Annotated in this window: 15 protein-coding genes; all 15 read left to right on the top strand. The window is 36.6% G+C overall.

All coding sequences use genetic code 11. The features are described from left to right. Position 1 precedes the first annotated feature (1 nt). On the top strand, positions 2-718 hold the full coding sequence (locus A9G42_RS03250) for an RNA polymerase sigma factor FliA (protein WP_065652647.1): 717 nt from the start codon (positions 2-4) through the stop codon (positions 716-718). A gap of 174 nt (positions 719-892) precedes the next feature. After that, positions 893-1222 carry a flagellar transcriptional regulator FlhD gene (gene flhD / locus A9G42_RS03245; RefSeq protein WP_065566401.1) on the top strand — a complete coding sequence of 110 codons (330 nt, stop codon included), beginning with the start codon at positions 893-895 and terminating at the stop codon, positions 1220-1222. Between the two features lie 13 nt (positions 1223-1235). Beyond that, positions 1236-1841 (top strand): flagellar transcriptional regulator FlhC, encoded by a 606-nt coding sequence (flhC, locus tag A9G42_RS03240; protein ID WP_065566402.1) that lies wholly within the window; start codon positions 1236-1238, stop codon positions 1839-1841. Between the two features lie 64 nt (positions 1842-1905). Next, entirely contained in the window at positions 1906-2790 is an 885-nt protein-coding gene (gene motA, locus A9G42_RS03235; protein WP_065582095.1) for a flagellar motor stator protein MotA, read from the top strand. 2 nt (positions 2791-2792) lie between these two features. Beyond that, the gene (motB, locus tag A9G42_RS03230) at positions 2793-3686 is read left to right on the top strand and encodes a flagellar motor protein MotB (protein WP_065652646.1); all 894 of its coding nucleotides are present in this window, start codon (positions 2793-2795) and stop codon (positions 3684-3686) included. Between the two features lie 187 nt (positions 3687-3873). After that, a complete protein-coding gene (flgK, locus tag A9G42_RS03225; RefSeq protein ID WP_065652645.1) occupies positions 3874-5517 on the top strand; it encodes a flagellar hook-associated protein FlgK in 1644 nt (547 codons plus the stop codon). Between the two features lie 14 nt (positions 5518-5531). Further along, positions 5532-6488, top strand: a complete 957-nt coding sequence (flgL, locus tag A9G42_RS03220; protein WP_065582092.1) for a flagellar hook-associated protein FlgL — start codon at positions 5532-5534, stop codon at positions 6486-6488. Positions 6489-7105: 617 nt separating this feature from the next. After that, positions 7106-7840, top strand: a complete 735-nt coding sequence (locus tag A9G42_RS03215; RefSeq protein ID WP_065652644.1) for a DUF4123 domain-containing protein — start codon at positions 7106-7108, stop codon at positions 7838-7840. Between the two features lies 1 nt (position 7841). Next, complete coding sequence (locus A9G42_RS03210) at positions 7842-11957, top strand: DUF6531 domain-containing protein (RefSeq protein WP_065652643.1); 4116 nt, start codon at positions 7842-7844, stop codon at positions 11955-11957. After that, entirely contained in the window at positions 11954-12847 is an 894-nt protein-coding gene (locus A9G42_RS03205) for an RHS repeat-associated core domain-containing protein (protein WP_065652642.1), read from the top strand. Before A9G42_RS03210 ends, A9G42_RS03205 begins: the two co-directional genes overlap by 4 nt. 5 nt (positions 12848-12852) lie before the next feature. After that, positions 12853-13182, top strand: coding sequence for a zinc ABC transporter substrate-binding protein (locus A9G42_RS03200; protein WP_065652641.1), 330 nt, complete (start codon positions 12853-12855; stop codon positions 13180-13182). A gap of 197 nt (positions 13183-13379) precedes the next feature. Then, entirely contained in the window at positions 13380-13565 is a 186-nt protein-coding gene (locus A9G42_RS03195) for a hypothetical protein (RefSeq protein ID WP_065652640.1), read from the top strand. A 23-nt stretch (positions 13566-13588) separates the two neighbouring features. After that, positions 13589-13774, top strand: coding sequence for a hypothetical protein (locus A9G42_RS03190; RefSeq protein WP_065652639.1), 186 nt, complete (start codon positions 13589-13591; stop codon positions 13772-13774). A 1-nt stretch (position 13775) separates the two neighbouring features. Then, positions 13776-14282 carry a hypothetical protein gene (locus A9G42_RS03185; RefSeq protein ID WP_065652638.1) on the top strand — a complete coding sequence of 169 codons (507 nt, stop codon included), beginning with the start codon at positions 13776-13778 and terminating at the stop codon, positions 14280-14282. Positions 14283-14440: 158 nt separating this feature from the next. Further along, positions 14441-14572 (top strand): hypothetical protein, encoded by a 132-nt coding sequence (locus A9G42_RS14250; RefSeq protein WP_257006334.1) that lies wholly within the window; start codon positions 14441-14443, stop codon positions 14570-14572. Positions 14573-14642 lie beyond the last annotated feature (70 nt).

Raw genomic sequence — 14642 nt, 5'->3', positions numbered from 1 at the left:
AATGGATGATAGCTTATATAACTCATATGGTGTAATAAACCAAATCGATTGGAAACAATATATTCATTTGGTACGTAATGAAGCTTTAAAATTAGCAGTTCGTTTGCCGGCAACGGTTGAGCTAGACGATTTATTACAAGTTGGCTATATCGGTTTATTAGATACAATCAAACGTTATGATGCCACTCAAGGTAATACTTTTGCAACCTTTGCTATTCCAAGAATACAAGGGGCAATGTTAGATGAGCTACGTAGCCGAGATTGGTTACCAAGACAAACTCGCAAAAAAATAAAAGATGTCACAGCGGCAATCAATGAATTAGAGAAAACATTAGGCATCACTCCTAACGATCATCAGATCGCCGAGTATTTGCAATTATCCCTTACTGAATATCATAAAATTTTATTAGATTCGAATTATAGCCAGATAGGCTCATTTGATGAGATCCAACTAAAGTTAGGCGATAACATTGATGCCATCATTGAGCATGGCGAGGATAACAATCCTTTTTCGGCAATTATCAGCGATGAAAATTACACCATTATTAACCAACAAATTGAAAATCTACCAGAAAAGGAAAAACTTGTCCTAGCGCTTTATTACCAAGAAGATCTTAATTTAAAAGAGATTGGTAAGGTAATGAATATTAGTGAATCAAGAGTAAGCCAATTGCATAGCCAAGCAATAAAAAGAATACAAAGTAAAGTTTCTTGTTAGAAGAAATAGAAAAAAATTTAAATAAATCGTAATCAATCGAAAATAAATTGAAATGATTTTTTTATTGACCTTTCGCATTTAAAAATGTAACTTTAGGCGAAAAAAAATATTTAACTTTAATTTTACTAATTTTCGTTTTTTTATGCGAAAAACAGATATAGGTTGGTGACTAAATTGGGAAACACACTAGATGACGATATTCTTAAATGCATACATCATTTAAATCTTTCAACACTACTGTTAAGCCAGCGTATGCTTGAGAAAGATAAAGTAATGGCAATGTATCGATTAGGTATTGATGAACAAACCGCTGACATACTTAGCCATTTAAGTACTGCTCAGATGTTAGTTTTATCCGAAACCAATCAGCTCATATTTCAGCTAAGATTTGAAAATGCAGAAATGATGAAAAAGCTAACAGAAGAATCGCGCGTCAGAGATATAAAACAGATGCATACAGGAATTCTTTTATCAAGTTTGCTATTAGATTCAATCAATAAGTAGCTAAGGAATGATGATGACAGGTACAAGTATTATTCAAAAATATAAAGAAACCCAACTCGCTATCAAATTAATTTCCCTTGGTGGCAGAATTCAAATGTTAGAAAGCGAAACCAATTTAAGCCGAAATAAACTGATAAAACTGTATAAAGAGATTCAAGGTTGCCCACCGCCTAAAGGTTTATTGCCTTTTTCAACATCGTGGTTTATGACTTGGGAACCCAATATTCATGCCAGTATATTTTATAATGCTTATGCGTTTTTAGTGAGAAATGGGCTCAAGTCAGGCATTCAAACTATTTTAAAAGCTTATCAACTTTATTTAGAACAATGTCAATGTTCGCATAAAGAAGAACCTGTTTTAGGGCTGACTAGAGCTTGGATTTTAGTCAAATTTGTCGAAAAAAAGGTGATGCAACAATCCTGTTGCACGGAATGCCGTGGGCTTTTTATTACTCATGCTTATCATCCTCGAAATACTTTTACTTGTAGCTTATGTCAACCACCATCAAGAGCGGATAAAAATAATAAAACCCAAAAAGAAAATGACGAAAGATGCATGAAAGTGTTATCAAGACCAAGTTATTTAAATTCATCAACTACTAGACAGATCACTGCTTAAATAAGTATTAAAAATAAGTATTAAAGCAATTTAGCTGTTATTTTATGGAGAAAGAAAAAAACCAATGCTAATCATTATAGGTTATATTGTCGTTATCGCCTCGGCGCTACTTGGTTATGTGCTAAGTGGCGGTTATTTAGCTGTGCTGTTTCAACCACTCGAATTGTTAATTATTGGAGGCGCAGCAGTTGGTGCTTTTATTGTCAGTAATGAAAAGAAAGTCATCAAAGCCACGCTGCAATCTTTAGGACAATTATTTAAAACCTCTAAATATAATAAAGCACTTTATTTAACATTAATTAATTTAATGTACAGCGTATTAACGAAGATCCGACAAAGTGGAGGATTATCCATTGAGGCTGATATTGATAATCCGCATGAAAGTGAATTATTTAAAGCCTATCCACAGATTTTAGCTAACCCTAGAATCTGCGACTTTATCACTGATTATTTACGACTTATGATTAGTGGCAATATGGATGTATTTGAGATCGAAACACTCATGAGCGAAGAAATTGAAACCTTCGTTCATGAACTCGAAAAACCCGTTGATGCCATTTCAAGTATTGGTGATGGTTTACCGGCATTTGGTATTGTTGCCGCGGTCATGGGTGTCATTAATACCCTAGCGCAAGCAGATCGACCAGCAAGTGAACTTGGAGAACTTATTGCCCATGCGATGGTGGGAACTTTTTTAGGGATCTTACTTGCCTATGGTTTCGTGTCACCGCTAGCAGCCTTATTGAAGCAAAGAAACGCTGACGTGGTCAAAATGTTAGAGTGCACCAAAGTGATTCTTATTGCCAGTATGCATGATTATGCTCCTCAAATTTGTATTGAATTTGGCCGAAAAACACTCTTCTCTCATGAAAGACCATCATTTTTTGAATTAGAACAATACATACAAGAAGTTAAAGACAAAAACACTAATCCAAATGAAAATAATTAATAATGAAAGATAAGTCTGTAAGAATAATTGTCCGAAAAAAATCGGGGCACGGCGGCGGGCATCATGGCGGTTCGTGGAAAATCGCTTACGCCGACTTTATGACCGCAATGATGGCGCTATTTTTAGTTATGTGGCTAATTTCTACATCAACGCCCCAAGAATTAAAAGGTATTGCTGAATACTTTAGAACGCCCTTAATTCTTGGCTACAATGGCGGGAAAAATATTAGCGACAGTGAAAGCCCGATCCCTGGTGGTGGCGATGATGTGAGTAAACAAATCGGCGAAGAAAAAAACCATATGTTAAATGCATCACAAAATGAATATGAACAGCTACATATTGAAAGAAATCTACTTCTTGAAGCTGCACGTAAAATTTATGAAACGTTTGAGATAGATAATCGCCTTAAAAGCTTAGCGCCTAATCTTATTATTGAATTAACTGAGCTGGGATTACGGATTCAAATTTTAGCTTTCGATGATAAACCCATGTTTGGTATTGGTAGTACATCCATTGATCCCAATATGCAAGAAATTTTGCATGCACTAGCACCTATTATTAATTCATTACCGAATAAAATCACTTTATCTGGCCATACCGATGAGCGGCAATATATAACAGGGGATCGTGGTTATAGTAATTGGGAATTATCGGCGGATAGAGCCAATGCATCAAGAAGAGAACTCATTGCTGGTGGCTTAGATTCCAATAAGATTATTCGCATTATTGCGTTAGCTGATACAGTAAGCTTAAACAATCCTAACTACAGCAAAGATGCCAATCGTCGCATTAGTATCTTAATTTTGAATAAAAATGCCCAACAATATATTGAAAATGAAAATAACATGACAGGTACTGATTTTTTAAAACAATCAAAAACCATTATCGAGCAATAATCAAATAGTCAAATAATTTCAAAAATCAAAACACATTACCTTTTGGATAGTGAAATCAGACAAACTATCCATTAATGGGTTGAAAAAATCATTAAAGTTTTGAGAAATTGCGCCGATATAGAAAACAGCCCTTTCTTTTAATAATCACGTTATTAACTGAAACTATATATTATATTTAGGAGTTTTTATGACAAATTCATTGATGAATACGGGAATTAGTGGATTAAATGCAGCGCAAAATATGCTTAATGTGATAAGTAATAATATTAGTAATGCCCATACAATCGGTTACAATCGCCAACAGCAAGTTTTACGTCAAGCAAATGGAACTCAACATAGTTTTGGTTTTGTGGGTAATGGTGTTTCAGTATCATCCGTTAATCGCGCCTTTAACCATTTTGTTGTAGGACAGCTACGTCAATCACAATCGCAAGATGGATCGATTAAAGCTTATTATAATGAATTATCGAAGGTAGATAATTTATTAGCAGAAAATGATAATAGCATTTCATCACAATTCAATAACCTCTTTGCTAGCTTAAAGAAGCTTGCTTCAAATGCGGGTGATGCCGCGACCAAGCAAACTGTTATTAGCGATCTAACCTCATTGACGAATCAATTTAATAAAACAGAAAAAAACTTAAAAAATCAAATTGCCAATGTCAATACCGAGCTAAGCAGTAATATTGATAAGGTTAATACCTATACTCAGCAAATCGCCGAACTTAATCAAAAGATTTCACACTTACAGGCGGTGGGAAATGGGCTTGAACCCAATGCATTACTTGACCAACGCGATCAATTGGTTAATGAGTTAAGCGAAATCGTTGGCATAACCGTTACTGAACAAAATGGGCAATATAACCTTTCACTGGCTAATGGCTTGAATTTAGTCCAAGGCTCTTCAATTAACCTATTATCGGTACAACCATCGCAAGACGATCCTACATTAAATACCATTATTTATACGCATCATTCAGGAGCAACACAAGAACTGACTAGCCAAAATATTACATCAGGCACATTAAACGGATTATTAACCTTTCGTGACGGGCCATTAACTGAAGCTCGTAATCAATTAGGTTTAATTGCCCTAAATTTGGCGGAACGTTTTAATGAAGTGCATATGTCAGGCGTTGATATTAATGGTAATCAGGGTGAAAAGTTATTTGACTACAATCCCCCTAGTTGTATCACTAATATAAAAAATCAAGGTAATGCCTCGGCAAAAATCGAATTTAACTCAGTTTGCGACGTAAAAGCTTCTGATTATAAAATTGAATTTGATGGTGACAATTGGGTTGTTACTCGATTATCTGATCATAAACAAATCACACCAGAAATTGAAGATGGTAAGTTAATTTTTGATGGGCTTTGTATTGAGATCAATGGCAATGCAATGCCTGGTGACTCGTTTATGATAAAACCTGTTGCCGATATTGCCTCATCATTACAATTACAAATCAAAGACGTTAATAAACTCGCAACGGGTATTAATGATGAAGAAAATGGCGCAGGCGATAATCGTAATGTTGCCAAATTACTAGAAATTCAAAATGAAAAGCTGGTTAATGGTACAACAACCTTAAAAAGTGCTTACACAAGTTTAGTCAATTATATTGGCAGTGAAACCCAAACGGCTAAAATATCTGCCCAATCAAGCAAAAATATTACTCAGCAAATTTATGAACAAAATCAATCTATATCCGGAGTGAATATTGAAGAAGAATATATCTCTATGCAGGTATATATGCAGTATTACCAAGCTAATGCAAAAGTGATAGATGCGGCAACAACAATATTTGATACCATTTTAGGTTTAACTAAATGATAAAAGGATAAAAAATGCGCCTTAGTACAAACTCACTTTATCAAAAAAACTTACAAAGTATTTTAAATACCAATAGCCGATGGCAAAAATCTGGTTTGCATTTAGCCACGGGCAAAAAGATCTTATCGCCGTCTGATGATCCAATGGGCGCATCACAATCATTGATAATAAAACAAGCTCAAGCGCAAAATGAACAGTTTCAAGCAACCCGTGAAAGCGCCGATAAATTACTTAGCCGTCAAGAAACGATTTTAGCGGAAACCAATACCGTTATCCAAACAATTCAAGAAACATTGATTTATGCAGCAAACGAAACATTAAATGAAGAAAACAGATTAGATCTTGCCAACAAATTACAAGCTTTAAAAGATCAACTGTTATCATTAGCCAACTCAAAAGATACTAATGGCAACTACCTTTTTGCTGGCAAGAAAAACGACACCCCACCTTTTGTTGTAAACGAATCTGGCGAAGTGAGTTACGTAGGCGGCACAACATCGGTTAACGTTTTTATTGATGACTCACGAGAAATCGCACTCAGTTTTACAGGCATTGAAGTATTCATGACGGGAGCAAATGTTAAACAAGCTGATGGAACTCCCGCAGAAAGTAATATTTTTGCAAGCATAGATTATGCAATTGAAGCGTTAAAAATGGATTTAGACTATGACAATGAAGAGACTGTCCAACAATTTAGGGATGGATTATCAAAAGCGCGTCACGGTATAGACAATTCATTTAATAATATTTCAACACTGAGAGCAGAAGGTGGTTCGATATTGGCCGAAATTGATAGATTAACCGCACTAGGTAAAACATTAGATATTGAATTTCAAACTCAAATTAGCCAGCTTGAAGATGTTGACTGGTACGAAACAATCTCAGAATATGTCATGCTACAAGCTAATTTACAAGCGGCGCAATATACCTTTATGACCATGCAAAGTATGTCACTGTTTCAAATGAAATAAGGCATTGAACCTAACGTCACTCAGTAACATTATTCTTACCCTTAGTCGTGAATCGACTAAAACTATTCATCCAAACCCAAGGAGGCTTATCGCCTCCTGTTTTGCTAAAAGCATGACTTTCATATAAAAACCAACAAAAACTTAAATAAAATCAATTAGTTTACTGAAGCGTTTTGATTGCTTTACCGCATAACATATTGTTATTGTTAATTTTTGGTGAAATTATAATAACATCTTTATGATGGTTTACTTTCTTTTTATTAAAAGCTCAACAGCCCTTAGCGTGGTTGAGATTATTTACTTTTTACTTTGCATGGCAAGGCGCTAAAAATACAAGTATAGAGCATAACTAATCTAGGTTTATTGTTAAAAAAATAACAAAAATAGACTAAAAAAGGTTGCATAGAATAAAAAATAATCTTATCTTAGCTAAAAATACCTTTATTTTTCGGTTTCTTAATACTTTCTAAAGGAATTTAGGTAAATATCATGGAGCTCGCTGTTAGTCATATTGCTTTAATCATCAATCGCCTTATTCAATATCCCTTTCTTGTCTTTTATAAGTTAAACGGATTTTTAGTAGTACGGGTTTTATTGTGCAATGCAAGGGGCAGATTATGCTAGCTATGCCACTGTCTCAATGGCGCACGATTACCGCTACCTCTGCCATGCCTTTGTATGCCGTACTTTCTAATGTCAGTGATGCGCAAGCGGTTAAAAACTACTATATCACTGATGGCTCACAAACGCCCTATGGTCTTTATACTGGCACGCCTTACGAGCACTGGTTTTCTGTTATGCCCATGCTAGTGAGACTTGATGAGCATAGTCCTTTTTTAGATTGGATTAATAACACTGAGCACAAAGACTGGGGCTGGCTAGCACGCTCTCATTTACCCTTTGCAGACATCTGCGCTCATTTACGGAGCTTAACCCAAGCCATTATGCCCGATGGTGAAACGGTGTTTTTTCGCTATTGGGATGGCGAATATTTGTCAATCATGCTTGATTATTTTACCGATAGCTGGCAAGACGTGCTGCCTGCTTTTGCTTTTTACTGGATTAATCACCAATCACATGTGGTGCATGTACCGGTTGAGCAAGCGGTACAAACTTCGCCTTGGTGGCAGGTGCCAGAAAATCTATTAGAACAATTATCTGCCACCCAACCTAAGCTTTTAGTCAACCATATATTACAATTATTACAAGAAAATTATTTGGATATATATACCGCTTTCCCTTATCAAGTATTAGAAACAAAAATCATTCATCTTTTATCGTTATCAACTAAAAAACAAAACGTCTTTGATTTTATATTGCAGCAGTTGGATAAAGAAAAAAAGGAAACTTAACATGGACAATAATGACAATAATATAGGTAAATTTACCCGAGAGGTTAACAGCGTACTCCCGCCAGTATCTGTAAGCTCTGAAGGAGCGATAAATGTTCAGGACCTATCTGTCCGTGCAACAATTATTAAGTTTCTTGTCGAAAAAGAGGAAGACCCACAATTTTATATTAAAAGAGCCAATACATTATTAACTGAATTAAAAACTTGTTTATCTACATTTTCAAAAGAAACTCAAGATGAATATAAAGCAAGGATGAAGCGGTGGGGCGCATCGAATGTCATTCCTTATGTTGATATTAAAGAAAAATTATTAAGTTATCAACGCTCAACACAAGAGGTTAATATTAATAAACCCTATTGTGCCAAATGCGCGAATAAAGGGAAAGTCAAAATCAGTTATAATATGGAGGGGCTTAACAACGAAAAAGTCATTTTAAGTCAAGTTAAAATTCAATTAATTCCTTATCAATCCAAAGCGCTTACCCAGTATTTTAGTGCTACAAATGCTATTCCGTACATAGTAGACGAAGATATTCCTCTTTCTGAAGCTGAAAAACAAGAGTATATCATTACACTAGATGAAAACGGTGAAGCAGAGCTAGACTGGTCAGACGAAAAATTTGCCAAATATTCAAGATACCATGTTGTGGTATTGCCTGTTGAAAAAGGCGATGTCGACAACTGGTTACAAGCTTATCAAATGATTATCGATGAGTTACATCAACAGCTGCAAGATAACTGGACCAATGAGATATTGCCAGAATGGGAATCCTATTCTACATTAGAGATTGCAGAACAATATCAGTTATTATCTCAATGGTGGAATGTTGGGCTAGTAACGGGCGTTGATGACAAATTAGAAAAATACAAAAAAGCGCTAGAAAAGCTTGAAGAATGGGATTTTCGTGGTTGGCTTGATGAGTTATTTAAAGAGCGTGTAGTTAGTGACGAACCAACGCTGACCTTATTACAAGATGAAGTTCGTTTTTATCTTGCTGCGTATTATGCGCAAAGCTGGATGGCGATGCTTCCACCGCATTATCAAATGGTATTTGCGGGTGAAATGTACTCTGCCATAATGATATCAGTAATGGAATTTGTTGCTGAATTCCTTGTTGAAGCGTTGATATTTAAAGGGGTCACAGCAGGGGTAAGCAAATCGGTTAGTGCGATAAATGGGGGTGGCCGATTTATTAACTCCATGACCAAAATGAGCGATGGCTTAAAACAAAGTATGAAAGCAATCAAACCTAATAGGGCTATCTTGGGCGGGAATGGTATTAATGTTGTTAAGCATATCAAATCATCAAGCCAATATATTAAGTTATCCACACGCTTGAAGCCATGGATACAAATAGGCGAGAAAAAAATTGCAAAGGCAAAATCTAGCTTATCTAAAAGTCGTAATAAAAAAGGAACCTCACGCAATCCAGCTCAAAGTGGTGAACCCATATCGATGGTAACGGGTGAAGAGTTACTCACCCTTGATGATGGTGAATTTAAAGGTTTATTGCCTTTTATTTGGCAACGTTGTTACCGAAGCAGCGCTGTTGAGCACAATATTGGATTAGGCTATGGATGGAGCCACTCTCTGGCGCATTACTTATTATTTGAGGGTGAAGAAGTTGTCTGGTTGGATGATGAAAACTTATTAACCACGTTTCCGCTACCTACCCCAAAAGACCCCATCATCATTAATCCGGTAGCCGAGTCAAGCATTTATTTAAGCGACACCGCCGATGAATACATCCTGTATAAAAAAGGTAACAACCGCGTACGATATCATTTCAAACGAGTTGAACAAACGGCCTATTTAAGTGCTATTACTGACAAGTATGGTCACCGACTCAATGTGGTTTATGATAATCATCATCGCTTGATAGCCTTACAACCTCAGCAAGATAAAACACGACGTTTAGCTTTTGGTTATCGTGATAAGCAATCAATACTGATTGATACGGTCACTATACAGATTTTAGTGGAAGGAGAATGGCAAACGCTGCACCCTCTAATGCACTATCACTATAATGACCATCACCAACTTATTGGGGCAACTAACGCAGCGGGTCAAACTGAAACGTATGAATATGACGCCTTAAATGTTATTCAAAAGCGAACAATGGCTGGAGGCGCTGAATTTAACTGGGTCTGGGAGGGTGAAGGTCAAGATGTTCGTTGTTTACGTCAATGGGGTAACTTTGGGCAATTAGATGAACGTTACACATGGCAAGATGAAAACGTGATTGTCACCATGGCTGATGGCAGTCAAAAGTGTTACACCCATAAAGACGGTTTGTTACAGTCAGAAACCGATGCTAATGGGGCGACCAAAACCTATCAGTATAATGAAGAGGGATTGAAAACCGTTGAGATTGATGCGTTAGGGCATCAAACCCACTATGAATATACGGTTAATGCCGAGTTAAAAACCATTATTTACCCAGACAACAGTTATGAAGATTATACTTGGCAACGTGGACGAATTATTCGAATTGAAAAAAATGGGCTGATATGGCGAATACGTTATAACCATCACGACGACATTATTGAGTTGGAAACGCCCGACGGTTTACTCACTCGTCATCGTTATAATGAAGATGGACAGCGCTTATCGACCCAATACCCTGATGGTAGCGAACAACATTTTACGTGGGGAGATAACGGTGAATTACAACAGCTAGGCTTTTCCGATGGACGTCTTTTTCAATTTAGTTATGATGCTTTACTTCGGCTCACGGTCGTCAGTGATGGACAACAGGGCAAGACCTATTATACTTATGACGATTTAGGACAAATCACAAAAATCACCTACCCGAATAACACCACCCGTGAGTATCAATACAACGCTTATGGCAAAGTGACTTGGTTTAAAGATGAAGCGGGTAAAGTCACGGAATATGACTACGCTTCGCCATTACATTTAATGACCGAAAAGCGGCTGCCAGATGGTGAACGGCTGAAATTTCGTTATGATAATATCCATCTACAAATCAGTGAAATTGAAAATCAGAAAGGGGAACGTTACCGCTTCAGCTACACGCCAACGGGGCAATTGAGTGAAGAAATTGGTTTTGACGAGGTAAAAACCACTTATCATTACGATTTAAATGGCTATTTAATTGAAAAACACGAGTATGGTAACCAACATGATGAAAAACCGCTCATTACCCGCTACCAACGTGATAGCCGTGGAAAACTCATCGTAAAAGAGCTAGCTGATGGCATAAAAGAGCACTATAGTTACAATCAGAACGGCTTATTAACACAAATACTTGACGGGCAATCGGTTTTAGGATGGGAATATAATGAAGTTGGTCGTTTAACGGCCGAGCACCAAAACTGGGCGACTATTCGCCATCGCTACGATGAAAACACCGGCTTACTCAATGGCACAAAACTGCCCGATGGGCAATGGTTAGAATATCATTACAATCAGGGTCAGCTACTGGGGATGACACTCGACCACCAGCCATTAGCCGCTTTTCGTTGGGATAAACAAGGGCGAGAATGTGAGCGTCGTCAAGGCAATGGACTGGTTAACCGTTACCAGTATGACCCGCTAGGGCAACTTATTGCCCATCAACGTTATCATGGTTATGATATCAGCACCCAAACCTCGCCAACGCCAATTTGGCAACAGCAATATCACTACCAGCCAAACGGACAGCTTGCCGAAATCACCGGACATCAGCCACGCCGTTATCGTTATGATAACGCCGGTCAGCTACACACAGTGACTTACCCTGAGGTCAATCCCGAGCAGCATCATGCTGAAAAAGTCGAGCAGTTTGATTATGACGCAACGGGCAATAAAATCAGTGAAACCCAAGCGCTAGCCCCTACGCCTTTTCATGCCAATATCGCCAAAGGCAACCGGTTAACCTTTTTTAGTGATAAACACTTTGAATATGACCGATTTGGTAACCTAATTGCCGAAAAGCGCGGAAAAAATCACAGTCTAGTTACCCACTATGAGTACGACTGCCGGCATCGACTTATCAAAGTGATTAAACCGACGGGGCTTATCATCACCTATACTTATGATGCTTTTAACCGTCGTACTAGCAAAACCGTGGATGGTAAAACCACCGAGTTTATGTATTCGTCTCATCCATGAGACTCACCCTTGCAGGGCCAACGCTAAAGCGTTGTTCAAATTTGTTCCAGACAAATTTGTGGCAAGGTAGTAAACTTATTGCTGAGACTGATAACGATAAACACTGGCAAAGCTACCTTTACGAGCCAGACTCTTACCGCCCATTAGCTCTGGTGCATGGCAATGCGCAGCAAGACAACATCAAACTCTACTGGTATCAAAACGACCACCTCGGCACACCCATAGCCCTTACCGGCAGCTTAGGTGACACCCTCTACGAATGCCAGTATAATGCCTATGGTCAGATAATAAACGAAACCTACCATCAGGACGATATAGATTTCCTGCCGAATAATCCGTTGAGGTTCCAAGGGCAATATTATGATGAAGAAACAGGACTTCATTACAACCTAAACCGTTACTACGACCCATTTACCGGCAGATATATCACTCAAGATCCGCTAGGCATACTGGGTGGGTTAAATAGTTATCAATATGTCAATGGCGATCCGATAAATTGGATAGATCCGTTAGGGTTGATTAAGGTTGAAAATAATGGACTTGAGGGGGTTACAGGAAAGAAAGCCACAAACACAGCGGTTATATCTGAAAGCATTCCCAATATTAAAGGGACTCAAGTTGGATTAAGAAACCCAACCCAAATAGACTCTATAAAACATGATATGATAAATGAAATTTATGATTTTAAAAAAATCGATAATATTATAGCTGGATATGTTGATAGTAAAGGAAATTATTATGTTACAGAAGGTCATCATCGAATGGTTGCTGCAATGGAAATTTATAAAGAAACAGGAAATGCTTCTTATGTAAAAAAACTATTATCTAATGGAAAATGGACAGAGATAAAAAAACCACCTATTGATGCAAGACCTCTACCTAAAAGGTAAACGTTATGATGAAAAATGAAATTTATGTTGAAATGTTAGAATGGGCTTTACCTTACATTAGAAATATTCAATCACAAAATGCAATTAGAAAAGCGAATGATGAATCTTGTTATTATGAAGCTGAGCTAGTTCATAATTTACCCCAAAAGATATTGATTCAAGATTTTACGGAAAGTGATATTCATTTTATGAATAATCAAGCTAAATTTTATTATGATAATTGTAATGAAGATATATCTCCAAATTATCCAGGGCATATAGAAAGAATAAAAAAGTTATTTGAACTAGTTCCTTATCAGCTAAAAAATAAATTAATATGGAGTGGCCCTCAATAAGGAACAAATTCTATATATTGTGTGTTCGCATCCTAAATTTCGTATATTTGCTAGTTAAATGTGAAAATTGATTCTATCAACCAAATTAAAAGGGATAGAGTTTACTCGACGAATAGAACGCCCAGTTATGAGCTTTTCTATCAAATGGACAACCATTAATCAGTCTGCTTTATGAGCACGTTGGCCAGTTACACACGATGACTTACCTTAAGGTCAATCCCGAACAGCATCATGCTGAAAAAATCGAGCAGTTTGATTACGACCCAACGGGCAATTTAATAAAATTATGTTGGGTAAATATAATGGAAAAGGGATTTCCTATGTTAAAGAAGCTAAAAAAACTCAATCTACTTATTTTGAATTGGATAATTGATCAGAAATAGCAGTAAAACTTGGTGAAGAAGGCATGTGGAAAATTAATGAAGCTTTTCTTGAACAGCAAGTTGCTTTAAATAAAACAGTATTGTTATCTCATAACCCTTATACAGCAACAGGCTATTTTTCTCAAGAAGTAAACTTTTTAATAAAACTTAATTACTCTTTTGTAAAAGAAGGAAAATATTGGCGAGCCATTAAAAGTACAGGAAATTAATATGATGAAAGATGATATATACAAGCAAGCTAAAGAAATATTTTTTAAATATCAGGGCAATTCTTTTTTTATGGAGCGAGATCATTTATACAAAACATTCAAAAATTATAATGTTCCTCAACATGTATTAGCTGATTGGTATAAAGCATTACTTGAAAATAACAAGAATCGACTTCTATCTGCATCGAATAACAGTGATGTAGTGGTTAACTTCTTTGTATATTTAGACTTAATTAGATGCAATAGCCAATATTTTTCAGCTAGTGATATTGATTTTGCATTTGACTTTTTTAGCAAAAATGAAAAATTAGATGATTATTCAAAAATAAAAATCATTGAAATATTAATCAATTTCATTAAATATAAAAAAACAGCAGATGATCGTATTAAAAAATATTGTAAAGAAGTATTAAGTAAAATGGATATTAATTCATTTACCGTTGATAAAAGTTATAACGATAATGGGCAGTTGCCATCAGACGTATTAAAAGAAAATATCGCTCCTTGAATATTAAAAGATCTTGAGCAAATATCAATGCTTTAAATCATATTGAATAGTACGATTATGATGACAGCCATCTGATTATTCGGCGCAAGATAAATGGCAGTAAACTGCCCGATGGGCAATGGTTAAAATATCATCATATTCATGGTCAATTACGGGGCATGACCTTAGATGGGCAGTCTTTAATCGGTCTACTGTATGATAACGTGGGGCGAGAATGTGAGCGCCGTCAAGGTAATGGACTGGTTAATCGTTACCAGTATGACCCGATAGGGCAACTTATTGCCCATTAACGTTATCATGGTTATGATATCAGCACCCAAACCTCGCCAACGCCAATTTGGCAACAGCAATATCACTACA

This window comes from Gilliamella sp. Nev6-6, from assembly GCF_001690605.1.
GTDB classification, from domain to species: Bacteria; Pseudomonadota; Gammaproteobacteria; order Enterobacterales; family Orbaceae; genus Gilliamella; species Gilliamella apicola_C.
The sequence above is the reverse complement of the archived record's forward strand: the minus strand, read 5'-3'. Positions and strand labels throughout refer to the sequence as shown.

Coding starts and splice junctions, on each gene's coding strand:
- A9G42_RS03195 (WP_065652640.1), top strand. CDS start 13,380: ATGACTTACCTTAAGGTCAATCCCGAACAGCATCATGCTGAAAAAATC.
- A9G42_RS03185 (WP_065652638.1), top strand. CDS start 13,776: ATGATGAAAGATGATATATACAAGCAAGCTAAAGAAATATTTTTTAAA.
- motB (WP_065652646.1), top strand. CDS start 2,793: ATGAAAGATAAGTCTGTAAGAATAATTGTCCGAAAAAAATCGGGGCAC.
- motA (WP_065582095.1), top strand. CDS start 1,906: ATGCTAATCATTATAGGTTATATTGTCGTTATCGCCTCGGCGCTACTT.
- A9G42_RS03190 (WP_065652639.1), top strand. CDS start 13,589: ATGTGGAAAATTAATGAAGCTTTTCTTGAACAGCAAGTTGCTTTAAAT.
- flgK (WP_065652645.1), top strand. CDS start 3,874: ATGACAAATTCATTGATGAATACGGGAATTAGTGGATTAAATGCAGCG.
- A9G42_RS03200 (WP_065652641.1), top strand. CDS start 12,853: ATGATGAAAAATGAAATTTATGTTGAAATGTTAGAATGGGCTTTACCT.
- flhC (WP_065566402.1), top strand. CDS start 1,236: ATGACAGGTACAAGTATTATTCAAAAATATAAAGAAACCCAACTCGCT.
- A9G42_RS14250 (WP_257006334.1), top strand. CDS start 14,441: ATGACCTTAGATGGGCAGTCTTTAATCGGTCTACTGTATGATAACGTG.
- A9G42_RS03210 (WP_065652643.1), top strand. CDS start 7,842: ATGGACAATAATGACAATAATATAGGTAAATTTACCCGAGAGGTTAAC.
- A9G42_RS03215 (WP_065652644.1), top strand. CDS start 7,106: ATGCTAGCTATGCCACTGTCTCAATGGCGCACGATTACCGCTACCTCT.
- flgL (WP_065582092.1), top strand. CDS start 5,532: ATGCGCCTTAGTACAAACTCACTTTATCAAAAAAACTTACAAAGTATT.
- A9G42_RS03250 (WP_065652647.1), top strand. CDS start 2: ATGGATGATAGCTTATATAACTCATATGGTGTAATAAACCAAATCGAT.
- A9G42_RS03205 (WP_065652642.1), top strand. CDS start 11,954: ATGAGACTCACCCTTGCAGGGCCAACGCTAAAGCGTTGTTCAAATTTG.